This is a genomic window from Mesorhizobium sp. J18 (assembly GCF_007829525.1).
Taxonomy (GTDB): domain Bacteria; phylum Pseudomonadota; class Alphaproteobacteria; order Rhizobiales; family Rhizobiaceae; genus VLJP01.
This window is the reverse complement of record NZ_VLJP01000034.1, coordinates 139,035-164,820: the sequence shown is the minus strand read 5'-3', so window position 1 is coordinate 164,820 and position 25,786 is coordinate 139,035. Positions and strand designations below refer to the sequence as shown.

General features: G+C 59.6%; 23 protein-coding genes, 2 tRNA genes and 1 pseudogene. 10 read left to right on the top strand and 16 right to left on the bottom strand.

The window, feature by feature from the left end; translation table 11 throughout:
- The 4 genes and pseudogenes from L598_RS13825 to L598_RS13810 all read right to left on the bottom strand — a co-directional run.
- Positions 1–148 (bottom strand): annotated as a pseudogene (locus L598_RS13825) (IS3 family transposase); the annotation flags it as partial.
- A 494-nt stretch (positions 149–642) separates the two neighbouring features.
- On the bottom strand, positions 643–999 hold the full coding sequence (locus tag L598_RS13820; protein WP_144863331.1) for a hypothetical protein: 357 nt from the start codon (positions 997–999) through the stop codon (positions 643–645).
- A gap of 184 nt (positions 1,000–1,183) precedes the next feature.
- A tRNA-Gly gene (locus tag L598_RS13815) sits at positions 1,184–1,257 on the bottom strand.
- 32 nt (positions 1,258–1,289) lie between these two features.
- Positions 1,290–1,374 (bottom strand) — tRNA-Tyr (locus tag L598_RS13810).
- Between the two features lie 176 nt (positions 1,375–1,550).
- On the opposite strand from L598_RS13810, the gene rlmB reads away from it, so the two are divergent.
- On the top strand, positions 1,551–2,393 hold the full coding sequence (gene rlmB, locus L598_RS13805; protein WP_144863329.1) for a 23S rRNA (guanosine(2251)-2'-O)-methyltransferase RlmB: 843 nt from the start codon (positions 1,551–1,553) through the stop codon (positions 2,391–2,393).
- A gap of 24 nt (positions 2,394–2,417) precedes the next feature.
- Here rlmB and L598_RS13800 read toward each other — a convergent pair whose 3' ends face one another.
- From L598_RS13800 to L598_RS13790, 3 genes are read right to left on the bottom strand one after another with little or no spacing between them, the layout of a single operon-like run.
- Positions 2,418–3,596 (bottom strand): CaiB/BaiF CoA-transferase family protein, encoded by a 1,179-nt coding sequence (locus L598_RS13800; protein WP_144863327.1) that lies wholly within the window; start codon positions 3,594–3,596, stop codon positions 2,418–2,420.
- Positions 3,597–3,604: 8 nt separating this feature from the next.
- Positions 3,605–4,768, bottom strand: coding sequence for an acyl-CoA dehydrogenase family protein (locus tag L598_RS13795; protein ID WP_144863325.1), 1,164 nt, complete (start codon positions 4,766–4,768; stop codon positions 3,605–3,607).
- Between the two features lie 20 nt (positions 4,769–4,788).
- On the bottom strand, positions 4,789–5,625 hold the full coding sequence (locus tag L598_RS13790; protein WP_144863323.1) for a MaoC family dehydratase N-terminal domain-containing protein: 837 nt from the start codon (positions 5,623–5,625) through the stop codon (positions 4,789–4,791).
- 177 nt (positions 5,626–5,802) lie between these two features.
- Here L598_RS13790 and L598_RS13785 point away from each other — a divergent pair, with 177 nt between their 5' ends.
- Positions 5,803–5,994, top strand: a complete 192-nt coding sequence (locus L598_RS13785; protein ID WP_281407395.1) for a M23 family metallopeptidase — start codon at positions 5,803–5,805, stop codon at positions 5,992–5,994.
- A gap of 21 nt (positions 5,995–6,015) precedes the next feature.
- Here the strand turns inward: L598_RS13785 and prfB are convergent.
- The 3 genes from prfB to L598_RS13770 all read right to left on the bottom strand — a co-directional run bounded on the left by prfB (position 6,016) and on the right by L598_RS13770 (position 11,136).
- A protein-coding gene (prfB, locus tag L598_RS13780; protein WP_144863320.1) for a peptide chain release factor 2 occupies positions 6,016–7,147 on the bottom strand; the annotation gives its coding sequence in 2 pieces (ribosomal slippage) (positions 6,016–7,080 and positions 7,082–7,147; 1,131 coding nt in all).
- A 216-nt stretch (positions 7,148–7,363) separates the two neighbouring features.
- Positions 7,364–9,802 (bottom strand): penicillin-binding protein 1A, encoded by a 2,439-nt coding sequence (locus tag L598_RS13775; protein ID WP_144863318.1) that lies wholly within the window; start codon positions 9,800–9,802, stop codon positions 7,364–7,366.
- Between the two features lie 218 nt (positions 9,803–10,020).
- Positions 10,021–11,136, bottom strand: a complete 1,116-nt coding sequence (locus L598_RS13770; RefSeq protein WP_348642755.1) for an N-acetylmuramoyl-L-alanine amidase — start codon at positions 11,134–11,136, stop codon at positions 10,021–10,023.
- A gap of 753 nt (positions 11,137–11,889) precedes the next feature.
- Here L598_RS13770 and L598_RS13765 point away from each other — a divergent pair.
- The 7 genes from L598_RS13765 (at position 11,890) to aat (ending at position 20,086) form a co-directional block, all read left to right on the top strand.
- Positions 11,890–14,523, top strand: coding sequence for a ribonuclease E/G (locus L598_RS13765; protein WP_144863314.1), 2,634 nt, complete (start codon positions 11,890–11,892; stop codon positions 14,521–14,523).
- Between the two features lie 276 nt (positions 14,524–14,799).
- Positions 14,800–16,134 (top strand): M48 family metalloprotease, encoded by a 1,335-nt coding sequence (locus L598_RS13760; RefSeq protein ID WP_246658757.1) that lies wholly within the window; start codon positions 14,800–14,802, stop codon positions 16,132–16,134.
- A gap of 85 nt (positions 16,135–16,219) precedes the next feature.
- Positions 16,220–17,026 carry a DsbA family protein gene (locus L598_RS13755; protein WP_144863310.1) on the top strand — a complete coding sequence of 269 codons (807 nt, stop codon included), beginning with the start codon at positions 16,220–16,222 and terminating at the stop codon, positions 17,024–17,026.
- Positions 17,027–17,153: 127 nt separating this feature from the next.
- Positions 17,154–17,591: a type II 3-dehydroquinate dehydratase gene (gene aroQ / locus L598_RS13750; RefSeq protein WP_144863308.1), complete on the top strand. Its 438-nt coding sequence runs from the start codon at positions 17,154–17,156 to the stop codon at positions 17,589–17,591.
- A 28-nt stretch (positions 17,592–17,619) separates the two neighbouring features.
- Positions 17,620–18,093, top strand: coding sequence for an acetyl-CoA carboxylase biotin carboxyl carrier protein (gene accB / locus L598_RS13745; RefSeq protein ID WP_144863306.1), 474 nt, complete (start codon positions 17,620–17,622; stop codon positions 18,091–18,093).
- 19 nt (positions 18,094–18,112) lie between these two features.
- Entirely contained in the window at positions 18,113–19,456 is a 1,344-nt protein-coding gene (gene accC / locus L598_RS13740) for an acetyl-CoA carboxylase biotin carboxylase subunit (RefSeq protein WP_144863304.1), read from the top strand.
- 12 nt (positions 19,457–19,468) lie between these two features.
- On the top strand, positions 19,469–20,086 hold the full coding sequence (gene aat / locus L598_RS13735; RefSeq protein ID WP_144863303.1) for a leucyl/phenylalanyl-tRNA--protein transferase: 618 nt from the start codon (positions 19,469–19,471) through the stop codon (positions 20,084–20,086).
- A gap of 4 nt (positions 20,087–20,090) precedes the next feature.
- On the opposite strand, the gene L598_RS13730 is transcribed toward aat, so the two are convergent.
- From L598_RS13730 to L598_RS13705, 6 genes are all read right to left on the bottom strand, one after another.
- Positions 20,091–20,477 carry a DUF2155 domain-containing protein gene (locus L598_RS13730; RefSeq protein WP_246658756.1) on the bottom strand — a complete coding sequence of 129 codons (387 nt, stop codon included), beginning with the start codon at positions 20,475–20,477 and terminating at the stop codon, positions 20,091–20,093.
- A gap of 130 nt (positions 20,478–20,607) precedes the next feature.
- Positions 20,608–21,006 carry an NADH:ubiquinone oxidoreductase subunit NDUFA12 gene (locus tag L598_RS13725; RefSeq protein WP_144863299.1) on the bottom strand — a complete coding sequence of 133 codons (399 nt, stop codon included), beginning with the start codon at positions 21,004–21,006 and terminating at the stop codon, positions 20,608–20,610.
- A 105-nt stretch (positions 21,007–21,111) separates the two neighbouring features.
- Positions 21,112–21,627 (bottom strand): GNAT family N-acetyltransferase, encoded by a 516-nt coding sequence (locus L598_RS13720; RefSeq protein ID WP_144863297.1) that lies wholly within the window; start codon positions 21,625–21,627, stop codon positions 21,112–21,114.
- Positions 21,620–23,122 carry an Asp-tRNA(Asn)/Glu-tRNA(Gln) amidotransferase subunit GatB gene (gene gatB / locus L598_RS13715; RefSeq protein WP_144863295.1) on the bottom strand — a complete coding sequence of 501 codons (1,503 nt, stop codon included), beginning with the start codon at positions 23,120–23,122 and terminating at the stop codon, positions 21,620–21,622. The genes L598_RS13720 and gatB overlap by 8 nt, the downstream gene beginning before the upstream one ends.
- Before the next feature lie 251 nt (positions 23,123–23,373).
- Positions 23,374–23,805 carry a CBS domain-containing protein gene (locus L598_RS13710; protein WP_144863293.1) on the bottom strand — a complete coding sequence of 144 codons (432 nt, stop codon included), beginning with the start codon at positions 23,803–23,805 and terminating at the stop codon, positions 23,374–23,376.
- An 86-nt stretch (positions 23,806–23,891) separates the two neighbouring features.
- Positions 23,892–24,521 (bottom strand): rhomboid family intramembrane serine protease, encoded by a 630-nt coding sequence (locus tag L598_RS13705; protein ID WP_348642756.1) that lies wholly within the window; start codon positions 24,519–24,521, stop codon positions 23,892–23,894.
- Positions 24,522–24,962: 441 nt separating this feature from the next.
- Here L598_RS13705 and L598_RS13700 point away from each other — a divergent pair, with 441 nt between their 5' ends.
- Positions 24,963–25,601, top strand: a complete 639-nt coding sequence (locus L598_RS13700; protein ID WP_144863288.1) for a PAS domain-containing protein — start codon at positions 24,963–24,965, stop codon at positions 25,599–25,601.
- The last annotated feature ends 185 nt before the right edge of the window (positions 25,602–25,786 follow it).

Sequence of the window (25,786 nt, the reverse complement as noted above, 5' to 3'; positions counted from 1 at the left end):
CATATTGCTTGCGCCAGCGGTAATAAGTCTGTTCGACAACGCCGATCCGCCTGATCGCATCAAGACGGGACAGGCCTTGCCCCATCAGAACCTCAACCTGCCGCAACTTCGAGACAATCTCTTCCGGCTTCGGTCGCTTGTTGGCCATTCTCGATCCTCCGTTTCCTAATCATAACGGCGGACCACTTCACTGGGGGAGGATCATCAATTCGCCCAATTGACGGGATCGAACCTTCCCATCTCGCTATCGAGGAGGCAGCGGTAGCCGCGATCTCTGCATATCAAAATATGTAGCCTATCTCCAGGCATCTCGATTACCTCTATTAAAGAGCATTGGACGCCGATAGGTGGCCTATTAACATAACCTGTCCGTCATCGACGATATGAGTGCTCGATCATCAATTTCCTTTGTTCGAGGGGTAATCGGGAGAATAGTTGAGGATGCAATCCATTAGGCTCTCTCAGAGAAACGCATTGTAGCACTGACTTCTCGAATATTAAGCGTTCAGTGTCATGCTCTTTTGATGGATGGGCTGGATTAGCAAATATAATTAGCGACCAAGCGAGCCGGTGCTAGCATGGCCCGGCAATGTCATACGTCTTTGCCGCCTTAATGGAGATGTCCCGCGAGTACCGACATATCTACAAGGTTACCAGGTGCCTGTAGAACTTCTTCTTTTCCAGGAACGGGAGACGGGTCATGCGGGGCACGACGCTCTTCCCGCGAACGGTGGTCGTGACGATCTTTCGGTCTTTCAGGCTCATCACATGACGATGCACCGTGGCGTGCGGAAGACCTGTCAGGGCTTCGAGCGTCGTCAGATTGGCGTCAATCGAATCAAGCTCGCAGTAGACCAGGGCGAGGATGATTTCGCTCTCAGGCGGTTTCGTGCCCAGCGAAAGTATGAGTCGATTCGTCGACAGTCGTGTCCTGATGGCCAATCTCAGTATGTCGCGATCGATCTGGCTCAGGCTCTCGGGCAGGCGATTTTCGGACACAGGTCGGGGCTTTCTTATTCATTGTCGGACCCCTCCCAGGGCGTGTCATTTAGGGGATTTGTACATCAATTTGTACCCCAATTTGTACCTCACTTTTGGCGGAATACGCTTACCAGCGATTGTAGCCTGATCCAAATTTCTCAATAAAAACAAATCACTAGTACCTGTCGCGGAAATGAGTTTCTGGAGCGGGTAGCGGGAATCGAACCCGCATATTCAGCTTGGAAGGCTGCTGCTCTACCATTGAGCTATACCCGCATCCGCGCGCGTTTCAGGTTCAGGCCGACAGGTGGTGGAGGGGGCTGGATTCGAACCAGCGTAGGCATAGCCAACGGATTTACAGTCCGTCTCCTTTAACCACTCGGACACCCCTCCGTACCGCTGCCGGAACCGTGCAACGAGCAAGCCGGAAAGCGAGCCGCCTTGGCTTGTTTTCCGCGATGCGCCTTATGGCGAGGCGCCACCGCACTGTCAACAGGAGCCGGCGGGTTTTTCACGCTGCAGACATCCGAAGCGTATTCAAACGCCGGCGGGACATATATAGAGCGGCCATGAGCGATCACAAGAAAACGGGCACAGCAAGGGACAGCCACTATGCGAGGCTGCGGCGAGCCCATCGCGATATCAAGGGCGCAGTTCCTCGCAAACGTGCTCCTCTGGAAGGAAAGCCGCCCCCAGAAGGGCTTGTGCGTCTTTACGGCCTACACACGGTGCGCGCCGCGCTCGACAATCCGAAGCGCGTCATCCACGACATGCTGGTTACCCGCAACGCCGCCCAGCGGCTCGGGATCGAAGACGTCACCGCCCTTCCCTTCCCCGCAAAACTCGTCGAGCCGAAAGAGATCGAGACGCTGACGGGATCGGAAGCCGTTCATCAGGGCGTCGTCATCGAAGCGAAACCTTTGAAGGCGAATCCGCTGGACAAGCTGCAGCATGCCTCGCTGGTGCTGGTGCTCGACCAGGTAACGGACCCTCACAATGTCGGCGCCATCATGCGTTCGGCGGTGGCCTTCGGCGCCGATGCGCTGATGACGACGGCGCGTCACAGCCCGGCAGAAACCGGGGTGCTGGCCAAGTCCGCGTCGGGTGCGCTAGAACACGTCAACCACATCGAAGTACGCAACCTCGCAGCAGCCATCGAGGATCTGCATAAGGCCGGCTTCCACACGGTCGGTCTCGATTCGGAAGGGCCGCAGGAACTGGAGGAATCGCTTGTCGGTAGCAGGATCGCACTGGTGCTCGGCGCGGAGGGCAAGGGTCTGCGCCAGAAGACGCGAGAGACGGTGAATGCCCTTGCCCGACTGGACCTGCCCGGCGAAATCCGTTCGCTCAATGTATCGAATGCGACGGCAGTCGCGCTCTACATTGCCCGCCGCTATCTATCGGCACGGTAGTCACTGATCGACCGGATATTTTCGTCAGATCGCGCCCGTGGCCCGAAGCTCTCCGATTTCCTGTTCAGATAATCCGAGCTCCGACAGAATGGCCTCCGTATGCTCACCGAGCGCCGGCACTGCTTCCATGCGCGGTTCAAATGGACCAGGTGTTCCCGGCGGCAGAAGAGCAGGAATCGATCCGACCGGCGAATCGACCTTCCTCCAGCGCCCGCGCGCCCGTAACTGCTCGTGGTCCCAAAGGTCTTGCATGGTGTTCAGCTTCGCATTGGCGATCTGTGCCGTGTCCAGGCGTTGCTGCACTTCCTCGACGGAAAGCATTGCGAATGCGGCGGCAATAATGCGTTGGAGAGCCTCACGATTGGCATTGCGCGCTCCGTTGCTTTCGAAACGGCTGTCCTCTGTGAGTTCCGGCTGCTCCAGGACCTTTGCGCAGAACGTCTTCCACTCCCGCTCATTCTGCAGGCCAAGAAGGATCGTCTCGCCACCCGCGACTGGAAACGGGCCATAGGGATAAATGGTGGCGTGAGAGGCGCCCAAGCGTGCCGGCGGCTCGGCGGCCTCATAGGCGTAGTAGAGCGGGAAGCCCATCCATTCCGCCATCGCCTCAAGCATGGATATCTCGATGCGGCTTCCCTGCCCGCTTCTGCCCCGCTGAAGGAGCGCGCCAAGGATGTTGGAATAGGCATACATGCCGGCGGCAATATCGGCGATAGAGCATCCGGCTTTTGCAGGGGCGTCCGCCGTTCCCGTCACCGACATGAAGCCAGACTCAGCCTGGATCAGGAGATCGTAGGCCTTCTTGTCGCGATATGGACCGTCGGCGCCATAACCTGATATGTCGCAGACGATCAGCCGCGGATAGCGATCCTTCAGAGCCTCGTAGGAGAGACCTAGCCGATCGCTGGCTCCCGGCGCGAGATTCTGGACCAGCACATCGGCCTTGGCGATCAGCCTGTAGAGCAGATCGCGTGCGGCATCGTGTTTGACGTTGAGTGTCAGGCTTTCCTTGGAGCGGTTCGTCCAGACGAAATGAGACGAAAGCCCATTGACGCGCTGGTCGTAAGCGCGGGCGAAATCCCCTACTCCCGGCCGTTCCACCTTGATCACCCGGGCACCGAGATCGGCAAGTTGCCGCGTGCAGAAAGGCGCCGCGATCGCATGTTCCAGCGTGACGACCGTGATGCCTTCAAGCGGTCTCATGCAGAGCCTCAGAATGAGCGGGGCAAGCCGAGGATATGCTCGGCGACGTAGGAGAGGATGAGATTGGTCGAAATCGGCGCGACCTGATAGAGTCGCGTCTCTCGAAATTTGCGCTCCACATCGTATTCAGCCGCGAAGCCGAAGCCGCCATGGAACTGGAGACAGGCGTTGGCCGCCTCCCATGACGCATCGGCGGCAAGCAGCTTCGCCATGTTCGCCTGCGCGCCGCAGGGCAGTCCGGCATCGAAGCGGCGGCAAGCCTCCATGCGCATAAGGTTGGCGGCCTCCACATTTACATAAGCTCGCGCCACCGGAAACTGCACGCCCTGATTCTGACCTATTGGACGATCGAAGACGATGCGCTCCTTCGCGTAACCGGAGACCTTGTCGATGAACCAGTAGCCGTCACCGATGCACTCGGCTGCGATCAGGGTGCGCTCTGCGTTGAGACCATCGAGAATGTATTTGAAGCCTTCACCCTCGTTGCCGATCAGGTTTTCGGCCGGAATCTCCAGATTATCGAAGAAAAGCTCATTGGTCTCGTGATTCACCATATTGGCGATCGGCTTCACTTCGAGGCCGTTCCCGATCGCCTCGCGCAGATCAACGATGAAAATCGACAGCCCTTGCGACTTCTTCTTTACTTCGGCCAGCGGCGTGGTGCGGGCAAGCAGGATCATCAGATCGGAATGCAGCACGCGCGATATCCAGACTTTCTGCCCGTTGACGATATAGTGATCGCCCTTGCGGACGGCGGTAGTCTTCAGCTTGGTGGTGTCGGTGCCGGTCGTGGGTTCAGTCACCGCCATGGATTGCAGCCGCAATTCACCCGAAGCGATCCCCGGCAGATATTTTTTCTTCTGCTCCTCGGAACCGTGCCGGAGCAGCGTACCCATGTTGTACATCTGCCCATGACAGGCACCGGCATTGCCTCCCGAACGATTGATCTCCTCCATAATGATGGAGGCTTCCGTCAGGCCGAGGCCAGAGCCGCCGTATTCGGAGGGGATCATGGCTGCGAGCCATCCGGCCCGTGTCAGCGCCTTCACGAATTCGTCGGGATAGCCACGCCCGGCATCGACGCGGCGAAAATATTCCGGCGGAAATTCCTTGCAGAGATCGCGAAGCGCCTCGCGCATGTCCTGATACGGATCGATTTCGCCGCTCGTCATTCTTCCCGACGCTCCTGCTCTCATGTGAATTCCGCCCTGCCCTGCATCGCAAGCCCTTCCGGCTTTGCGATCCAAAGCTCGGCACCGTCCTTTCCGTCCGGCTTCCCCGCCACTTCGAAAGCCTCGCCTGCAAAGACAGGCGCCATGCCACGGAAGGAAAAATGCCTGAGCGTACGGCCGGGATTCTCCCGGCACGCCAGGTCCGCCATCAGCGTTGCAAGCAGCGGGCCATGCACGACCAGACCCGGATAGCCTTCGACGCCGGTCACATAGGGATGATCGTAGTGGATGCGGTGGCTGTTGAAAGTGAGCGCCGAGTAACGGAAAAGCATTACCGGATCGGGTGAAACCGTCCGGCGCCAGGCTGGATCGCTCGGGGCCTCCTGCATGCGGATGGCCGCCCCCGCGATCTTTGGAGCTTCCCGATAAACGATGTCCTGTTCCTCGGAGATGGCGAGGCCGTCGGCACCGGATATCTCGTGCAGGACGCTGACGAATACCAGCCTTCCAGAACGCCCCTCCTTTTCCTCGACATTCTCGATGCGCGAAACGCGCGTCGCCTGCTCACCAATTTTTAAGGGGCGATGGAATGTCAGTCGCCCTCCCGCCCACATGCGCCGCGGCAGTCCCGTATCCGGCAGGAACTCGCCCGTCCGAGCATGTCCATCCGGTCCGGCCTGCGAGAGCGGATCGAGCGGCAGGAAGTGAAGCCAGTGACGAAGCGGCGGGAGGGAATCGCCTTCCCGCGATGGCTCGATGCGATCCTCGAGCGTCAAGGCAAGCGCTTCGACCGGCCAGACACGGATGAGGTCGCGGGTCGTCCGCGTCCGGCCGATCGCCTCGGTAATTTTGCTCATATCCTCTCCCGTTTTGCCCACTGCGCCTGGAACGTCCTCAACGGTCCGGCTGATTTCATAGACGCTGTGATGCCGATCCTCAAACCGAATGCGCCAAGGCAACGCCGTGGTTAAGACAGGATGTTGCAGCAGCTATGACCGCATGGTCCAGGTGGATCGCGGAAACGGAATCACCACATTTACAGTCCTCTGAGCAGGATCATGCTCAAAATCGGCGAGAAGATCACTGCCGCCAACCGGCTTGGCCGGACAGGCAGCAGCGGCCGCTGCGCCGGTCCGCATCTTCACCGAGAGATCCGCCGAGATGACAAGACGGTCAACCCGCTTGCCTTCTTCAGGGCCGGCAGGCGGATCAGCCAACATCCCTGAGCCCAATATCCCTGAGCGTTGTCAGTCGAGGTCGGCGATCGCCAGGCTCGTGCCCTCTTCGATACGCTGGGACAGCGAAGCTTCCATGAACGCGTCGAGATCACCGTCAAGCACGGATTGCGGACTGGTGTTCTCGACACCGGTGCGCAGATCCTTGACCAGCTGATAGGGCTGGAGGACATAGGACCGGATCTGGTGTCCCCAGCCGATATCCGTCTTGGTGGCCTCCGTGGCGCTGGCAGCTTCCTCGCGCTTCTTCAGTTCTTCCTCGTAAAGGCGTGAACGCAGCATGTCCCAGGCCGTTGCCCGGTTCTTGTGCTGGGAACGCTCCTTCTGGCACTGGACAACAATACCCGTCGGGATATGCGTGATGCGGACGGCAGAATCGGTCGTATTGACGTGCTGGCCGCCGGCGCCGGAAGCACGATAGGTGTCGATGCGGACATCCGATTCCGGAATGTCGATCTCGATCGACTCGTCAATGACCGGATAGACCCAGACGCTGGCGAATGAAGTATGCCTCCGCGCATTGCTGTCAAAAGGTGAAATCCGCACCAGCCGGTGCACACCGGATTCCGTCTTGAGCCAGCCATAGGCATTGCGGCCCCTGACGAGCAGCGTGGCCGATTTGATGCCGGCCTCTTCGCCGTCATGGACCTCCAGCACCTCGACTTTCATGCCACGGCGTTCCGCCCAGCGGGTATACATGCGCAAAAGCATGGAAGCCCAATCCTGGCTTTCCGTGCCGCCCGCGCCGGCATGGACTTCAAGATAAGTGTCGTTACCGTCGGCCTCGCCGGAAAGAAGCGTCTCAACCTGCCGGGCGGCAATCTCTCCGCGCAGCGAGCGGATGGCCGCCTCAGCTTCCTGCACGACGCTCTCGTCGCCCTCCTCCTCTCCAAGCTCAATCAGACCGATATTGTCTTCAAGTGCCTGGGAAAGCGCCTTGATGGCAGCGATGTTTTCCTCGAGCGTCTGACGCTCGCGCATAAGTTTCTGAGCTTCCTGAGGATCGTTCCAAAGGGCCGCATCCTCGGCGCGCATGTTAAGATAGTCGAGGCGCTTTATTGCTTCATCCCAGTCAAAGATGCCTCCTCAGCAGGCTTATGGCCTGCTTGATTTCATCGACCAGGTTTTCGGTTTCCGCTCGCATTAACGTCTTCTTCTTTCTGGCGGCTCGGGCATTCGCAGCGGGATCGGGTCATCCTGCATCGCATAAATGCCGCTGGATCAAACAGATCGGGCATGATCCTGTCCGAAGATCGGGAGCACCATGCCCAGGATTCGGCGCGGAACATAGGGGCACGTCAGCCGGCTGTAAAGCACGGGCGCAAGACGGTCGTAAGCTTCCGTGGAAGCCGGCAGCCGGTCAGTAAAGACCGCCGGCGCCGGAGGTGATCGCGCGGTTGGCTTGCGGGGAGAGTTCCTGCGCGGGGATGGATTCCTCGTCCATGCCGATCACCCAATAGCTATCGGCCGGCCCGGTACCAGGCTTGAAGGCCTCGAGGATGACGCCGGGCTGACCCTCCTGAGCACGCATGCCGGTCTTGCGATCGATCGGGACGAGCTTCATGCCTTCGGGGACACGGAAATCTACCACGCGCGTGCCTTCAAGGGCCTTTGCCATGAAATCCTTGAAAATGGGCGCTGCCAGCCCGCCGCCCGTCGATCCCTTGCCCATCGGGCGAGGCTGATCGTAACCCATGAAAACACCAACCACGAGATCGGGCGTATAGCCGATGAACCAGGCATCCTTCTCGTCATTGGTAGTGCCGGTCTTGCCGGCGATCGGGCGGCCGAGCTCGGATACCGTCGTTGCGGTGCCACGGGTCACCACGCCTTCCATCATCGAGGTAATCTGGTAGGCCGTCATGGGGTCGAGCACCTGCTCGCGATTGTCGACCAGTTCGGGTTCGGGCTGACCGTTCCATTCTTCCGCACCGCAGCCCGTGCATTCACGTTGATCATGCTTGTAGACGGTCCGGCCATAGCGGTCCTGGATGCGGTCGATCAGTGACGGTTGGATGAACTTGCCGCCATTGGCCATCACCGAATAGGCCGAAACCATGCGCATGACCGTCGTCTCGCCGGAACCCAGCGACATTGCCAGGACCGGCAGCATCTTGTCGTACACACCGAAGCGTTCGGCATATTCGGCGACCAGATCCATGCCCATGTCCTTGGCAAGACGCACGGTCATCAGGTTACGCGAGCGCTCGATGCCGGCGCGAAGGGTCGACGGGCCGGCGAATTTGCCGCCGTAGTTCTTCGGCTCCCAAAGCTTGTCGCCAACCTGGATCGAGATCGGCGCATCCATGACCACGGACGCCGGCGTATAGCCATTGTCCAGTGCAGCGGCGTAGACAAAGGGCTTGAAGGCCGAGCCGGGCTGGCGATAAGCCTGTGTGGCCCGGTTGAACTCGGATTCGGCATAAGAGAAGCCGCCAACCATCGCCAGCACACGTCCGGTATGCGGGTCCATGGCAACCAGTGCGCCGCCGATCTCCGGCACCTGGCGCAAGACCCAGGCGTTCTCCGCACCGGTCTTCTTTTCCACATAGACGACGTCGCCGGGCTTGAGCACATCGTCTGCCGAGTCCGCCTTGAGCCGTTCCCCGTTAACGACATGGCGCAGCGCCCATTCCATGTCGTCAAGTGCGATCGTTCCAGTCTCACGCTCGTCGGAAAGTTCGCCGGAGACCTGACGTGAAGGTTGAAGCCCGATTGACACGGAAGCCTGGGATGCCTCCAGTACCACGGCCAGGCGCCATTCAGGCACGTCGCTCAGGCTCGGCACCTCGCTCAGGGCTACGCCCCAGTCAGCACCTGTTTCGATGTTTGCGACAGGACCACGGAAGCCGCGAAGCGTATCATAGCGTATGAGGCCGCGTTGGAGCGCCGCACGCGCGTGGAGCTGCAGTTCAGGGTTGAGCGTGGTGCGGACCGAAAGACCGCCCTCGTACAGCGCGGCCTCGCCATAGCGCGCAATGATCTCGCGGCGAACTTCCTCGGTGAAATAATCGGCCGCGAAGAGATAGCCACCACCGCGGCGCGGCTCGACGTTAAGCCCCGTTTCGCTCGCCTTGCGTCCCTCCTCCTCCGAGACATAGCCATTGGCGACCATCTGATCGATAACCCAGTTGCGGCGCTCGATGGCCCGTTCCGTGTGCCGGAAGGGATGATAGTTTGAAGGTCCCTTGGGCAGCGAGGCGAGATAGGCCACCTCTGCGACCGTCAGCTCGTTGACCGATTTGTTGTAATAGGTCAGAGCGGCACCAGCTATGCCGTAAGCGCCCATCCCGAAATAGATCTCGTTCAGGTAGAGCTCGAGAATGCGGTCCTTGGAGTAGGCCTGCTCTATCCGGAAGGCCAGGATCGCTTCCTTGATCTTCCGGTCCAGCGTGCGTTCGTTGCTGAGCAGGAAGTTCTTGGCGACCTGCTGGGTGATGGTTGAGCCGCCCTGAAGGGGGCCGCCTTGCAAATAAACCAGTGCGGCGCGCGCTATGCCTTGAATATCGACGCCCGGATGGTTGTAGAAATTCTTGTCCTCGGCCGAAAGAAAAGCCGCCTTGACCCGATCCGGAATTGCCTGGATGGGCAGGTAGAGCCGCTTTTCACGGGCGAACTCAGCCATGAGCGAACCGTCGCTCGCATGGACCCGCGTCGTCACAGGCGGCTCGTATTTCGCCAACACCTCGTAATCGGGCAAGTCCTTTGCCAGGTCCCCGACATAGATCGCGACGCCGGCGGCCGCGAGAAGCGCCAGCATGATGCCAATGCCGAAGAAATATCCAATAAGACGTACCATGCCCGCTCCAGTATCCGGACGACGTTTGATTTCCGCTCTATGTTCGCGCTCTAGTCGTCCAGGCCGATGAGGATTCCAGTGCTCCGTTGCCACTCTACTGTCGCGCCGTTGTGGGCAAATTGCGGCAACCGGGAAACGGCTCGATCAGGCGATCCTATTAAACCACGGACTGTTGTTTTGTTGCAACGTCGAAGAGAGTGCAGGAACAAGACGGCCACTCAACCGCCCGCTCCTTTTAAACCCGCAAAGCTTTCAATCGCTGCAACGATGCTGTCGGCCGCCTTTCCTCGCCATTCCGCGCTGCGCAGAAGCTTTTCGTCTTCGGCGTTGGAGAGATATCCCATTTCGAGCAGCACGGACGGGACGTCCGGTGCGCGCAGAACCCGGAAGCCCGCATAGCGGTGCGGATTGTTGATCATCTTGATCGTGTCGGAGAGTTCCCCCAGCAGCGTGTCGGCGAAGCGCATGGAGAAACTATGCGTTTCCCGGCGAATCAGATCGATGAGAATATCGGCAACATCGTCCTTCTGTTCCTCGACCTCGATACCCGCCAGCTTGTCGGAAAGGTTCTCCCGCGCCGCAGTCATGGCCGCCTCGGCATCCGAGGCCTTGTCGGAAACCGTATAGACCGTCGCACCCCGTACACTGCGGTAACGGATCGCATCGGCGTGGATCGAGATAAAAAGATCCGCCTCGTGCTCACGCGCGATGCGGACCCTCTCGTCAAGGCGGAGGAATTTGTCCGTATCGCGCGTCATGACCACATTGAACTTGCCGGTTTGCTCCAGCTTCTGCCTGAGTTCCAGGGCGAAAGCGAGGGTAATGGTCTTTTCGAGGGTGCCTGTGCTGCCCTCCGCGCCGACATCTATCCCGCCATGGCCTGCATCCAGCACGACAGTGAAGAGTTTCGACCGGGCAGCAGCCGGCACGATGCGACGGTCGGCCGTACCTGCCGTTGGGTCCGCGCCGGCAACGCGCTGGCTGAGGGCAGCATCGAAAGCGGTTGTCGACGTAGCCGTCAGATCAGCGATCATCCGGTATCCCGGAGAATTCTCGTTTTCGAGGATTTCCAGTTTATCGACCGCAAAGGGGCCGGCTGCCGTGAGAATGATTCGTGACCGGCCGGTGTCGATATTGCCATAGCGGACCTGTGCAACAAGGCCACGCGCCTTAAGATCCTCGGGCGAAACGTCAAAAGCCGTGCCGGCGAAATCAATGACGAGCCTGTACGGATCGCGCAGGAGAAACCATTTCGGCTCGGGCTTCTTGTCGAACCAGATGACGATGCGGGTATGCAGGCTGTCGCCCGCCATCTTGTAGCCATAGACTTGCAACGGCTGCGAATCGGTTTCCTGTGACAGTGCCGGCGAAAGCAATGCCTGGGCAACGAAGAGAACGATAAAAACGAAGCAGCCTAACGCCGTCCCTGGGCGTTTGAAAACCTTCGCTTGGAGGTTTGATCGTCCCACCTTCGGCTGCATTTGCTGCGCCAATCCCGTTTCGACAGTCGACACCAAGGACAGTAGCGCAATTGCTAACTATCCATGGTTAATCAATCCTTTCGGCCGGATGCCGTGATGCCCCCTCCCTTTGCCGGCATTGAAATCAGGGTTGCCATGATCATTGGCAAATCATAAAAGCGGCACTGGATCATCGCAATGTTCGTATCCGGCCAATGCGTTGAATACGCGCCAATTGCGGACATGGGCAACGCGTGTCAAGCCGACGCGACGTCCCATCGAAGGATGGTCCGGAAGGATTTCTTCAAGGTGTTTCCGGCAAGGCCGAAACCCTTAGCGTGAGGAAAATCGGCAGGGGCGGCGTTCCCGCGCCGGCTCTGTCAGAGCAAAAGAAGCGGTCCGGTTCGCCGGGCCTTGTTGAAACGGTTTCGCCAGGAAAGGCAATGGCTTCAGGCACAATTGCAAGGATCGGATCACTCCGCGCCGCCCAGGCAGCGGACGCATCCTCCATTGTGTCTCGGCGTCTGGCGAACCTCATACTGTCCGGCATCAGGCCTCCGGTCGGCGCGATGAGAAGCGTTTTCGCTCGCGCCCCGCGGTCGGTCGCTGCCGCGGAGAAAAATTATAATGCCCAACAAGATGCTGATAGATGCCTCCCATCCGGAGGAAACGAGAGTAGTCGTAACACGCGGTAATCGTATCGAAGAATTCGATTTCGAATCGCAGGACAAGAAACAACTCAGAGGCAATATCTACCTGGCGCGCGTCACGCGCGTCGAGCCTTCCCTTCAGGCCGCATTCGTCGAATATGGCGGCAACCGCCACGGTTTCCTGGCGTTCAGCGAAATACATCCGGACTATTACCAGATTCCCGTCGCCGACAGGCAGGCGATCCTGCAGGCGGAAGCCGAGCAGGTGCGCGCCGAAGACGAAAATGGTGAGGAGGAGGAAGAGCGTTCCAACCGCGGCAAGAGACGTCGCCGTTCGGGCAAGAACCGCCGTGACGCGGCCGGCGAGACACTTGCTGGCGAGGCAGAACAAATTGTCGGCGAATCCATCGAAATTGACGAGGCTTCGGCCGCCGAGAAGGATATCTTCCTCGAAGAAGGTGAAACTTCCATGGCGGCCGTGGCCGAAGCCGACTTGGTTTCAGAGGAAGTCAACCCTCCGGAGCAAGACGACCGGCAGGCTTCCGAGGATGATGCCGAGGTGGACACGGTCGGCGCAGAGGACGCCCTGGATGAAGTGCAAAACAGGCGCAAGCCCGTTCGCCGCACCTATAAGATTCAAGAGGTCATCAAGCGCCGCCAGATTCTACTGGTCCAGGTCGTGAAGGAAGAGCGCGGCAACAAAGGCGCGGCTCTGACCACTTATCTCTCTCTGGCAGGGCGTTATTCCGTCCTCATGCCGAACACGGCTCGCGGCGGCGGTATCTCGCGGAAGATCACCAATCCGCAGGACCGCAAGCGTCTCAAGGAGATCGTGCGCGAGCTGGAGGTCCCGGAGGGCATGGGTGTCATTTTGCGCACCGCCGGGGCCAATCGCACACGCGCCGAAATCAAGCGCGACTACGACTATCTGATGCGGCTGTGGGAAAGGGTGCGTAATCTGACGCTGGAATCGACAGCCCCTGCCTTGGTCTATGAGGAAGGCAGCCTCATCAAGCGCTCTGTCCGCGACCTCTACAACAAGGATATCGATGAAATCCTCGTCGCCGGCGAGGAAGGATATCGCGAGGCCAAGGACTTCATGCGCATGCTCATGCCGAGTCATGCCAAGGTCGTCCAGCCTTACCGCGACACCATCCCGATCTTCGCCCGTAACGGCATCGAAGCGCAGCTCGACAAGATGCTGCAGCCACAGGTTACGCTGAAGTCCGGCGGCTACATCATCATCAATCAGACGGAAGCCTTGGTCGCCATAGACGTCAATTCCGGCCGCTCGACCAAGGAGCATTCGATCGAGGACACGGCGCTGCAGACCAATCTGGAAGCAGCCGAGGAAGTGGCACGCCAATTGCGCCTGCGCGACCTTGCCGGCCTCATCGTGATCGACTTCATCGACATGGAGGAGAACCGAAACAACCGTGCTGTGGAGAAGCGTCTCAAGGATTGCCTGAAGAACGACCGGGCGCGCATCCAGGTCGGTCGCATCTCACATTTCGGCCTTCTGGAAATGTCGCGCCAACGCATACGCGCGAGCGTTCTTGAAAGCACTATGCAGCCCTGCCCGCATTGCGGCGGCACGGGTCATGTGCGATCGGAATCCTCGGTGGCATTGCTTGTCGTCCGTGCCGTCGAGGAGCACCTGCTCAAGGACAACCGCAACGACATAACGGTGCGCACGCCGGCTTCCACGGCGCTTTATATCCTCAACCACAAGCGATCCAACCTGGTCGCGCTCGAAGACCGTTTCGGGGTGACGATCACCGTTGAGGCCGACGATACGGTCGGTTCGCAATACTATACGATCATCAAAGGGCCGCCCTCCCAGCGCCCAGCGACGATCGAGACGCCGGCCTTTCCCGCCCCCATTCTGGACGAGGATCCGGATGAAGCGGATGCGGATGCCTTCGCCGAAGAGGCCGAGGCCGAACGCGGCGCGGAAGCCGACGATGCCAGAGACCGTAAAAAGCGCAGGCGGCGGAGGCGGCGCGGTGGCCGTGATCGGGATCGCCCCGCAAGCGAAGAAACCTATGTCGAGACCGCCGTATCCGATCTCGAAGCCGAAGCGCCGCAGGAAGAGGTTGACAGTATCGAGGCATCGGACGGGGGCGAAGCAACCGAAGATGCCGCTGAGCGCGGCGAGCGTAAGAAACGTCGACGTGGAAAGCGTGGCGGTAAACGAAACCGCCGCGAAGACGCGGCTCAGACCCCTGAAGAGGCTGGCACGGCGGAGGAGGTGACGGAGGCTGCATCCGAGGAACCTGCAGAGGAGCTTGTTCCGGCCGAGGCCGCGGTTCCAGTAGAACCGGTCGAGGTACCCGAGCCGGCAAAGAAGCCTGCTCGGCGAACGAGAAAATCCAAGACGGAAAAGACAGCGGAAGCCGAGAGTTCCCCGGCAATCGCCACTGAGCCGGAAACTCCCGCCGATGCTTCGCAGGACGAACCCGAATCAGCGGAAAGTGAAGCGAAGAAGCGCCCTGCTCCGGCGCGGAGAAAAGCAGCCCAAATCGCATCCGAGCCAGTGGTGTCTTCTTCCGACGACAAGGAAGACAAACCTCGCAAGACCGGTTGGTGGCAACGGAAAGGCTTCTTCTGAAGCATCGACCCGTGACAGGAGACCGGCGTTTTCGCCGGTCTTTCATCTTCTGGCATGAAGATCGTATGGCATTCTTGGCCTTGACGGGCCAAAGAAATACTATCTCTGTTCGCAAACCATGCCGCACAACTGCCAGATTGCTATGGAAGTGACGTGCATGATTCCGCCGTTAGCGGCTTTCTTTGGGGTTCTCCTTTGTCTATCCGTGGGTTTGCCATGTCTTTGATCCAGCAAGCCACCCGAGCCATCGTTATGCGCATACTTGTCCTGCTGTTGATGAGCGCGCAGTTCATGGTCGTGCCGCTCGGGGTGGCCCACGCACAGCGCTCGGTGCCGATCGTGCGCGACGCGGAGATCGAGGCACTGGTTTCGGAATATGCCCGCCCGATACTGAAAGCGGCAGGGCTGTCGAGGTCCGGCATACAGATCGTTCTTGTCAACGATCCCGGCTTCAATGCTTTCGTGGCCGGACGCAGGATTTTCGTCAATACCGGCGCCCTGATGGCCTCGGAAACGCCCAACGAAATCATCGGCGTCATCGCCCACGAAGCGGGGCACATCGCCGGCGGACACCAGGAGAGATTGCGTCAGCAGCTAGAGCGCGCGCAGACGATGGCCGTGGTCGCCGCCCTGCTTGGCATCGGAGCCGGTATTGCAGGGGCGGCAGCCAATGCCGACGGAATGGCGCAGGCCGGCGCAGGCCTGGCGATCGGCGGTTCTGAAATGGCCCGCCGCGGCTTGCTCGGTTATCAGCGCGGCGAGGAAATGACCGCCGACCGTTCCGCGCTCACCTACCTGCAGGCGACAGGCCAGTCGGCCAAAGGCATGCTGACGACATTCGAGCGTTTCGCCAGTTCCATGGCGCTGGCCGGCGTCAATGTCGATCCTTACCAGATCAGCCATCCGATGCCGCGCGAGCGCATCGCCAATCTCGAGACGCTGGCACGTCAAAGCCCTTATTTTGACAGGAAGGATCCGGCCGAACTGCAGTTGCGGCACGACCTCATGCGGGCCAAGATCGCGGCCTATACCGACGGCCCCAGCGGCGCAGCACGGCTTTTTCGCAATGACCCGCGCGGCATGCCGGCTCTTTACGGTGACGCCATATCCACCCTGCTCTATGGCAATCCGCGCACGGCCATCGAAAAGGCTGACAGGTTGATCGCCGCTATGCCTGGCAATGCCTATTTCCATGAATTGCGCGGCGACGCGCTCATCAAGGCAAATCGCGCCGTCGAGGCCGCCGATGCCTATGCAAAAGCCATACGGCTGGACAAGTCGCGTTCTGGGCTGCTGCAGGTAGGCTACGGCCAGGCACTGCTGGCGACCGGTAAGCCGGATCTCGTGAGGAAAGCAGCGGCCGAAATGCAGGCCGGCTTGTCGCGCGAGCCGGAATTTGCCAACGGCTATCGCTATCTTGCCCAGGCCTACGGCCAGATAGGCGACATTGCCTCGGCGGAATTGGCGACGGCGGAAGGGCATTACCAGGCAGGCCAGTATCAAGACGCCAAGATATTCGCGGCACGCGCCCAGATGAAGTTCAAGCGCGGCTCGCCCGGATGGCTTCGGGCGCAGGATATCATCGAGCTCAAAACGCCGAAGAGAAGATGACGGCCGTGAACCTCTTGTTCACCATGGTGCCGCCAAATACGAAAAAACAGACGGCTTCCCTGCAAGCCTATCTCGAAAGCCGGACATGACAAAGAAAAACGCAATTCTCGTCGGTGCAGCCGGAGCGGTAATTTCGCTCGGCATGCTTGCTTTGGGTTACATGGCAGGCAATTCGCAAATGCCCGGCGAAGCGGTGGCAACACTGCCACAGCAAAGCGCGGACCGGTCGGAAATCGAGCTCATCGTCCGCGACTATCTTCTCGCCAATCCCGATCTGCTGATCGACATGCAGACAGCGCTCGAGGAACGTCAGCGCGAGGAACAGCGTGTCTCCCAGCAACAGATCATCAGCGAGGCCGGCGACAGGATCTTCAACAGCAAGTTCGACGGCATTATAGGCAATCCCGATGGAACGGTCACGATCGTCGAGTTCTTCGACTACAATTGCGGCTTCTGCAAACGGGCCCTGGAGGACATGCAGAACCTTGTCGAGACCAACCCCGATTTGCGCTTTGTGCTCAAGGAATTCCCAATTCTCGGACCTGAGTCGCAACAGGCCAGCGTCGTTTCGCTGGCTTTCCATACGATTGCCCCTGAGAAGTATGGCGAATTCCATAACCGACTGCTCGGCGGCGACGGCCGCGCCGACGAGGAAACGGCAATCGGAATCGCCCTGTCTCTTGGCGTTGACGAAGCGGCACTTCGAGAGGCGATGGAAAATCCCGAAATCATGCACGCCTTCGCCGAGACATACCAGCTGGCCGAGCAACTTGCGATCACCGGCACCCCTTCCTATGTCATCGGAAATGAGGTCGTCTTCGGCGCACTGGGACGCGAAGTCCTGGCGCAGAAGATCGAGGCAGCGCGGGCATGTACGGACGGCGAATGCTGATCGTGCTTTCGGATCGTCCCCGCCTGTGGACAGCGTCAGAAGGTGCTTGCGCTCTTTCCGGCGCGACTTATGCCGACTATAGAAGGCGCATAGCGGGCCGGATCGCGGCGCTGCTCGGGGAAATTTGATGCCGAAAACCATTTATATACTTAACGGCCCCAATCTGAACATGCTTGGCAAGCGCGAACCCGGCATCTACGGAGGCAAGACGCTGGACGAGATCGGCACGGATTGTCGCGCGGCTGCGGCCAAACACGGTCTGGAGGTGGATTTCCGCCAGTCCAGCCATGAGGGCGATCTGGTGAACTGGATCCATGAAGCCGGCGAAAAGGCGGCCGGCGTCATCATCAATCCGGGCGCCTACGGGCACACGTCTATCGCGCTGCATGATGCGATCCGAGCCGTGAATCCGCTACCCGTCATTGAGGTCCACCTCTCCAACATTCACGCCCGCGAATCCTTTCGCCACGTCTCGATGATCGCGCCGGTCGCTATCGGCATGATCTGCGGATTTGGTCCGATCGGTTACAACCTCGCGCTCGAAGCCCTAGCCGCTCGCATCTGAGCGGCACCAAGGCAGGGACAGAAAATAGATGTCTACGAAAAACTACAATTTCGATCAGAAACTGATCCGCGATCTCGCGGGAATTCTCGACGAGACCAACCTTACCGAAATAGAGGTCGAGCATGGCGACATGCGCATCAGGGTCTGCCGTCAGGCAAGTCCCATCCAGGCCTATGCGACGCCGGCGCCCGCCATTGCGGCGGCAGCGCCGCAGGCAGCGGCCGAACAGGGACGCAGCCAGCCTGCTGAACCTGCGGTCGATCTTGCCAAGAACGCCGTCCCCTCGCCCATGGTGGGTACCGCCTACCGCGCTCCGGCACCGGGTGCCAAGGCCTTCATCGAAGTCGGCGAGACCGTGCGTGAGGGCCAGACGCTTCTCATCATCGAAGCCATGAAGACGATGAACCAGATTCCCTCGCCGCGCTCGGGCGTCGTGACGGCCATCCTCTTCGAAGACGCGCAGCCGGTGGAATTCGGCGAACCGCTCGTCGTTATCGAATAAAGTCGGGGCGCAGCGCAGCATGTTCCAGAAGATCCTGATCGCCAATCGCGGCGAGATCGCGCTGCGGATTCTGCGCGCGGCCAAGGAGCTCGGCATCAAGACGGTCGCCGTGCATTCGACCGCCGATGCCGATGCGATGCATGTCCGACTTGCCGATGAGAGCGTCTGCATTGGTCCGCCGCCTTCGCGCGAAAGTTACCTGAACGTCCATCAGATCGTCGCCGCCTGCGAGATCACCGGTGCGGACGCCATCCATCCCGGCTATGGCTTCCTGTCGGAGAATGCCAAATTCGCTGACATTCTGGATGCCCACAACATCACCTTCATCGGCCCCTCGGCCGAACACATCCGCGTCATGGGCGACAAGATCGAGGCCAAGAAGACTGTCAAGCGCCTCGGCATTCCCGTCGTCCCCGGTTCCGACGGTGCAGTGAACGACGAAAACGAGGCCAAGCGGATCGCCGCGGATATCGGTTATCCGGTACTGATCAAGGCTTCCGCAGGCGGCGGCGGCCGCGGCATGAAGGTCGCCCGCAATGAAGCCGGATTGGCCGAAGCGCTGTCGACCGCCCGCGCGGAAGCCGGCGCGGCTTTCGGCGACGATGCCGTCTATATCGAGAAATATCTCGAGAAGCCGCGCCATATCGAAGTGCAGGTCATGGGTGACGGCGCCGGTCGCGCCGTTCACCTGGGAGAGCGCGATTGTTCGCTCCAGAGGCGCCACCAGAAAGTCTGGGAAGAGGCGAATTCGCCCGCGCTCAATGCCGAGCAACGCAATCGTATCGGCGACACGGTTGCCAAGGCAATGGCCGATCTCGGCTATTCCGGCGCGGGAACGATCGAGTTCCTGTACGAAAATGGCGAATTCTACTTCATCGAGATGAACACCCGCCTGCAGGTGGAGCATCCGGTGACAGAAGCGATCACGGGCATCGATCTGGTCCATGAGCAGATCCGCGTCGCCTCCGGAGGCGGCCTCTCGGTGCGGCAGGAGGACATCCGTTTCTCCGGCCATGCCATTGAATGTCGCATCAATGCGGAAGATCCACGCACTTTCGTTCCGTCGCCTGGCACCATCACCCATTTCCACACGCCGGGAGGGCTCGGTATCCGCGTCGATTCAGCTGTTTATTCCGGCTATCGCATTCCACCCTATTACGACAGTCTGATCGGAAAGCTGATCGTCCACGGACGCAACCGCGTCGAATGCATGATGCGGCTGCGGCGGGCCCTTGACGAATTCGTAGTGGACGGCATCAATACCACCCTGCCGCTGTTTCGCGATCTCGTTGGCAATCTCGATATCGCAAATGGTGATTACGACATTCATTGGCTGGAAAATTATCTGTCAAAGGCCGATTGACGGTTTTCGCTTATGACGAGGCCCTTTGCGCCCGGCTATCGCATTCCGATCGATCTCCTGCTGCGCGCCTATACCATGGGAGTCTTTCCCATGGCCGAGAGTGCCGACGACCCGGAGGTCTTCTGGGTTCGGCCTGAAACACGCGGCGTCATTCCCCTCCATCAATTCCACGTGCCGAAGAGCCTCGCCAAGCTGATCCGGCAGCAGCATTTCGATATCGCATTCGATTCCGATTTCGTCGGCGTCATCGAGGGTTGTGCAGAATCCAGGCCCGGCCGCCAGAGCACCTGGATCAACACACCGATCCGCGAGGCTTATACAGAGCTTTTCGAACGCGGCCACTGCCACACCGTAGAGGCATGGCACAAAGGAGACCTTGCCGGCGGGCTTTACGGCGTCACCATAGGCCGCGCCTTTTTCGGCGAAAGCATGTTCTCACGCGAGCGCGACGCTTCGAAAGTCTGTCTCGCATATCTGGTGGAGCGCCTGCGGCAGCGAGGTTTCACCCTGCTCGACACGCAATTCACCACGCCGCATCTGAAGCGCTTTGGCGCCATAGACGTACCGCGCGCCAGATACGAGCGGCTCCTGGAAGAAGCTCTGGAAGGCGAAGCGATCTTCTATCCCTGACCGGTCACTGGCTCGCCTGAGGCGGAGGAACGTCCGACTGCTCCTTGCAAGTCTTCAGCCACACGTCATAGACGGCGTGCTCAACAGCGTTGAGACCCGGACTTTCGGCGAACATCCAGCCGGTGAATATACGCCTGATCTTCCGGTCGAGGGTTATTTCGTCGACTTCGACGAAAGCATCCGTTTTAGGCTCCTCATCCTCGGCGGAGGAATAGCAGACCCGCGGCGTGACCTGCAGGGCGCCAAACTGTACCGTTTCATCCATATAGGCATCGAAGGTTATGATTCGGCCTGTGACCTTATCGACGCCTGTAAATTCGGCTACCGGATCCTTGACCCGCGCGGCTTCAACCGAGGAAAGCGGGCCGAGCAATGCGGATAGTGCCACGATCCCGGTTGTCACGAACCGCGACGTCAAACCATGCCATCCCGCTGCCTTCATGGAAATCCGCACCACGCCTTGCTCTATCTGCCTGTAAGGCGGATAGCCTTCAAATGTGGCAACAAAACACCGATGAATCTCACCCTCCCGGTGTCCATGCATCATAGTCGCCGGTGACCCGCGGACGCTCCCTGTTTCCAAGCACCGAGCCCATGGGCCGGTAGGCTTCCGGCGTACCGGTCAGATTGGGCTGATGCGGCTTCTGCCATTCGCGCGGCATGTAATTCTCCGAAACCGGCGGCGTGTCGACCTTATGATGGATCCAGCCATGCCAGCCTGGAGGAATCAGAGAGGCCTCCGAAATGCCGTTATAGATCACCCAGCGACGGGTACGGCCCTCGGAATCCTTGCCTCCCTCGTAATAGACATTGCCGAACTCATCCTCGCCGACACGACGGCCCTTGCGCCAAGTATGGAAGCGCGTGCCGAGCGTTTGTCCATTCCACCAGGTAAAGAACTGAAGCAGGAATTTCTTCATCGGACTCCTCGTCGTCGCAAGGGCGACACGCTGCCTTATGGCTCCCCGAAGCAATGAAGGCAAGGCCTCTTGGCGGCCGCCCGTCCGGTCTCCAACAACATGCGCCTACATCCAGACTACAGGTCTTTCATAGATGGCAGCGGGAATTCCGGATTGCTTCGCGCCGCAGTCCTGCGTGGCTCCGGCGCGGGCAAAGCCTTGCGAAAGATAAAAGCGAACGGCCCGGCTGTTCTGTTCCTCGACCTCCAGCCGCACCTTATCGGCATCGGGAAAGCAGCCTTCGATCTCGTCGAGCAACAAGCCGCCGATCCCCTGCCCCTGGCGGCCGGGTTTGACGTAGAGCTGATGCAGCAGAACCGTCTTACCTTCATCAGCCGCGCTCGCGAATGCCATGCCCGCTATCTCCTCACCGTCGTCGGCGACAAGAAATTCCGAATTCGGCCTATTCAGCCGATCGGCTAGCGCTTCGGTGCTGTGCCATTCTTCGGTTATGGCTGTGACACGATCAGCGCCATAGATCGCATCATAGGTGTCGTGCCACGTCTCCAGCAGCAGCGCGCGGATCGTCCCGATGTCGCGGGCTGAAGCCGTACGCACGAAAACCGGAGCATTGTTACTCATCGATCCCGAGCTTTGCCTTCACCAGCGCATTGACGGCCTGCGGATTGGCCTTGCCGCCCGTCGCCTTCATGACCTGTCCGACGAACCAGCCGGCCAGCGTCGGCTTGGCCTTGGCCTGCTCCACCTTGTCCGGATTGGCAGCGATTACCTCGTCCACCGCTTTCTCGATGGCTCCGGTGTCGGTCACCTGCTTCATGCCGCGGCTTTCGACGATCTCGCGCGGATCGCCGCCGTCCTGCCAGACGATCTCGAAAAGGTCCTTGGCGATTTTTCCGGAGATCGTCCCGTCCTTGATCAGATCGATGATCGCGCCAAGCTGCTCAGGTGAAACAGGCGTGTTTTCAATACTTTCTCCGACTTTGTTCAACGCACCCAGGAGGTCGTTGATCACCCAGTTTGCGGCTGTCTTGCCGTCCCGGCCAGCCGCAACCTGCTCGAAATAGTCGGCAATCGCCTTTTCCGAGACAAGTACGGATGCGTCATAGGCCGACAGTCCAAGAGTCTCGATGAAGCGCGCCTTCTTCTCATCCGGCAATTCCGGCAGGTCCCTGGCGAGGGCATCGACATAGGCCTGGTCGAATTCGAGCGGCAGGAGGTCCGGATCGGGGAAGTAGCGATAGTCATGCGCCTCCTCCTTGGAGCGCATTGATCGCGTTTCGCCCTTAGCCGGGTCGAAGAGCCGCGTCTCCTGCTCGACTTTCCCGCCGTCCTCAATAATGGCGATCTGTCGCCGCGCCTCTGATTCAATCGCTTGGCCGACGAAGCGGATGGAATTGACGTTCTTGATCTCGCAGCGCGTGCCGAAAGGTTCTCCCGGCCGGCGTACCGACACGTTGACGTCGGCACGCAGGGAGCCTTCATCCATGTTGCCATCACATGTGCCAAGATAGCGCAGTATCGTGCGCAGCTTGGTCAGAAATGCCTTCGCCTCCTCGGCCGATCGCAGATCAGGCTTGGATACGATCTCCATCAGCGCCACACCAGACCGGTTCAGGTCCACATAGGACATGGTCGGATGCTGATCATGCATGGATTTGCCTGCATCCTGCTCCAGATGCAGACGCTCGATCCCGACCTCGATATCCTCGAATGATCCGTCGCGCGCAGGCCCCACGGAAACGGTGACGGTTCCTTCACCGATGATCGGCTGCTTGTATTGCGAAATCTGATAGCCCTGCGGCAGGTCTGGATAGAAGTAGTTCTTGCGGTCGAAGACGGAGCGGTGGTTGATCTTCGCCTTGAGCCCCAGGCCGGTACGGATCGCCTGCTTGACGCATTCCTCGTTGATCACGGGCAGCATACCTGGCATCGCCGCATCGACGAGGCTCACATTGGCATTGGGTTCTGCGCCGAAGGAGGTCGAAGCACCGGAAAAGAGCTTCGCTTCGGATGTCACCTGTGCATGGATCTCCATGCCCACAATGATTTCCCAATCGCCGGTTGCACCCGAAACAAGGCGCTTCGGGTCGGACGTGCGCGTGTCGATAATCGTCATGTTTGCCTGTGCAATTCCTGAAGCCGGAAAGCCGATGAACTAGCGGCAGATCGATCAAAGCGCAATGGCGAGTAGGCCGGGAGCAGTCGACATTCGGCTTTGGCAAGACACGAGCAAGATTGCAGCCCCGATTGGGTCGAAAATTCTTGCCGGATCTACCCCCGGTTTTTCCGCCCGCAGCGACCAGCGGGCCATGCCGCGGCCGCCAAAGCCGCCGATAAGAAAAGGCATAGCCACTTGGCGGCGATGTCTCAAGCGGTCGCTATATAGGTGCGGATTTCCTCCGCCTCGCGTTCCACATCCTCGATGCGGCGTTTGACGACGTCGCCGATGGATACGATGCCGGCAAGCCGGCCATCCTGCTCCACCGGCAGGTGGCGAAAACGCCCGCGCGTCATGATTTCCATGACTTCGTTGATCGTGTTGTTCTCGTGGCAGAGTTTTACGCTGGCAGTCATCACTGCCGAAACGGGTTCGTCGAGTGCCGCGCTTCCTTCCTCGCCAATCGCGCGCACTATGTCGCGTTCGGAAAGAATGCCGGCAATACGACCATCCGCAGTGGTGACCACGGCTGCGCCGATGCGGTATTCGGTAAGCACCTTGGCCGCATCCACCAGTTTCTGATCGGGTCCGACGGTAACAACATCGCGGCCTTTGAGGTCGAGAATCGCCTTTACGGTCATCGCACTCTCCTTGCGAGGAAGCCTATCCACTGCCTCGCCGCGCCATCCCGCCGCTTGCGTAATGGTGCTCTCGAAAAGGCTGCTTTTCAAGTACCTGGCGGAGTTCCTTCGTCTGCGGTGGGCGGCTTGGATCGGTCGCGGTCCAACAGGGCAATACCGAAGAAGCCACCGAGGAAACCACCGATATGAGCTTCCCAGGCAATTTGGCCAATCGCGTCCGAACCACCAAATCCCAATCCGGTCGCCAGATTGATCAGCAGCCAGACACCGAGGAAGACCATCGCGTTGCGCGACCGCACGACCTCGGCCATCGACAGCAAAGGTCCGTCGAAAGCGGCTTTGGCTTCCCTCCGATCGATGCGGAAAGCAAAACGCGCCGCAGCACCCATCATGCCGGAAATGGCCCCCGAGGCGCCGACCACCGGGGTCATGTCGAGTGGATGGAGCAGGTAATGCAGAAGCACGGCGGCGAGTACGGTCAAGCACCAGAACAGGAGGAACCTTCCGGTTTCGATCCGGTTCGCCAATGGCGAGCCGAATGCCGCCAGCCAGATCATATTGATGCCGAGATGGAGGAAATTGCCGTGCAGGAACGAATAGGTCAAAGGGCTGACTAATGCATAGATATCAATCGCATACTCACCGGAATACCGAAGCGGGATGAAGGCGAGACGCAGGACCAGCCCCGAATCCTGCGATGACGTAAGCAGATACATCCGAAACAGATGGATCGCGACGCAGGCGATGATGAGCGCCAACACCGAGCCGGCCAGATTGAAGACCGGCTCTCTGGTTCTGGCTGCCTGCTGCTCCTCCCGATTGCCGTCCTTCTCGACGGTATCGTCCATCGGATTGCCTTCCGCCGTTGTTTGTGTGTCGCGTGTTCGGTAGCAAACCGGACGGCAAAAAAGAAGCCGCCCAGGTTCATCCCGAACGGCTGGACGAGTCCCCTGTTCCGTCCCGCTGTGCTCTTTGCCGTGGCGGCGGCAACCGACCGTGCAATTTATACCTTTTGTTAACCCTAATACGCCGGAGACCCGTGAACAATCGTCCCGCATGCTGGCATGCAACCTGCTTGATCGAGCATGTAGATCATCGGGAACCGCATATTTGGTTCTCGTTGGAGCAGGGACATCAGCCCAAGGGGCCGGGCAAGCATGAATCAGGATGGATCGATCGCGCTTTTCCGCTATTGGAACAGTCTGCGCGGCGAACGCGCGGCGCCCAAACGGGCGGAAATCGAGCCGGCCGCTATAAAGTCGTTGCTGGCTGACACGTTCATCCTGGAACGGGATGCGCGTGGCGAGCCGGTGTTCCGCCTCGCTGGCACGAGACTTTGCGCCATCTACGGCCGCGAACTCAAAGGCTTTTCCTTTCCTTCCCTGTGGAGCGCCGAGGACCGGAAGATGGTCGGACGTGCGGCGCGCGACGCATTTCAGGAAAAAGCGATTGTGGTTGTCACTTTCCATGGATTGAGCCTAAGCGGCCGCAGCAACCCATTCGAATTGCTCATACTGCCGTTGGACGGCGGCACCGAGCATCCGCGCGCGCTGGGCTCCCTTCTACCGGTGCACAGGCCCTTCTGGCTCGGCGCGGATCCGATTGTGGAAAATCGTATCGAGACGCTGCGCCTGGTCGACCCGGACGAGCAACCGGCCCGCCTGTCACGCGGCGCGACGGTTTCAGCCCCGCCGTTGGCGCCAAGCAGTGGCACGATCTTTGACGAGATCAGCATAACCGAGGGCGGCCGCCGTATCCGCCATCTTGTCGTCTTTGACGGCGGACGGTCCAGTTAGGATGTCAGCGCTGTCATTGGCCGGGACGATACTCCGCCTGAACCCTCTTTCGGTAAAATTTTATCTAAGTTCTCTGAGAAACAGTATTTATTTATATATTCATACTCGCCCAATTCGTTAAAAATGAATTCCAGTTTTGACTTGAATAATACTGTCCATTTTTGCGCAGGATAAAGCGCCGTGTG

Excerpts from the sequence above, each read along its gene's own strand:
- L598_RS13765 (WP_144863314.1), top strand. The coding sequence starts at position 11,890 with ATGCCCAACAAGATGCTGATAGATGCCTCCCATCCGGAGGAAACGAGA.
- L598_RS13795 (WP_144863325.1), bottom strand. The coding sequence starts at position 4,768 with ATGACGAGCGGCGAAATCGATCCGTATCAGGACATGCGCGAGGCGCTT.
- accB (WP_144863306.1), top strand. The coding sequence starts at position 17,620 with ATGTCTACGAAAAACTACAATTTCGATCAGAAACTGATCCGCGATCTC.
- L598_RS13700 (WP_144863288.1), top strand. The coding sequence starts at position 24,963 with ATGAATCAGGATGGATCGATCGCGCTTTTCCGCTATTGGAACAGTCTG.
- L598_RS13775 (WP_144863318.1), bottom strand. The coding sequence starts at position 9,802 with ATGGTACGTCTTATTGGATATTTCTTCGGCATTGGCATCATGCTGGCG.
- aroQ (WP_144863308.1), top strand. The coding sequence starts at position 17,154 with ATGCCGAAAACCATTTATATACTTAACGGCCCCAATCTGAACATGCTT.
- L598_RS13800 (WP_144863327.1), bottom strand. The coding sequence starts at position 3,596 with ATGAGACCGCTTGAAGGCATCACGGTCGTCACGCTGGAACATGCGATC.
- L598_RS13705 (WP_348642756.1), bottom strand. The coding sequence starts at position 24,521 with ATGTATCTGCTTACGTCATCGCAGGATTCGGGGCTGGTCCTGCGTCTC.
- gatB (WP_144863295.1), bottom strand. The coding sequence starts at position 23,122 with ATGACGATTATCGACACGCGCACGTCCGACCCGAAGCGCCTTGTTTCG.
- aat (WP_144863303.1), top strand. The coding sequence starts at position 19,469 with ATGACGAGGCCCTTTGCGCCCGGCTATCGCATTCCGATCGATCTCCTG.
- L598_RS13760 (WP_246658757.1), top strand. The coding sequence starts at position 14,800 with ATGAGCGCGCAGTTCATGGTCGTGCCGCTCGGGGTGGCCCACGCACAG.
- L598_RS13755 (WP_144863310.1), top strand. The coding sequence starts at position 16,220 with ATGACAAAGAAAAACGCAATTCTCGTCGGTGCAGCCGGAGCGGTAATT.
- L598_RS13790 (WP_144863323.1), bottom strand. The coding sequence starts at position 5,625 with ATGAGCAAAATTACCGAGGCGATCGGCCGGACGCGGACGACCCGCGAC.
- accC (WP_144863304.1), top strand. The coding sequence starts at position 18,113 with ATGTTCCAGAAGATCCTGATCGCCAATCGCGGCGAGATCGCGCTGCGG.
- L598_RS13710 (WP_144863293.1), bottom strand. The coding sequence starts at position 23,805 with ATGACCGTAAAGGCGATTCTCGACCTCAAAGGCCGCGATGTTGTTACC.
- L598_RS13725 (WP_144863299.1), bottom strand. The coding sequence starts at position 21,006 with ATGAAGAAATTCCTGCTTCAGTTCTTTACCTGGTGGAATGGACAAACG.
- L598_RS13720 (WP_144863297.1), bottom strand. The coding sequence starts at position 21,627 with ATGAGTAACAATGCTCCGGTTTTCGTGCGTACGGCTTCAGCCCGCGAC.
- rlmB (WP_144863329.1), top strand. The coding sequence starts at position 1,551 with ATGAGCGATCACAAGAAAACGGGCACAGCAAGGGACAGCCACTATGCG.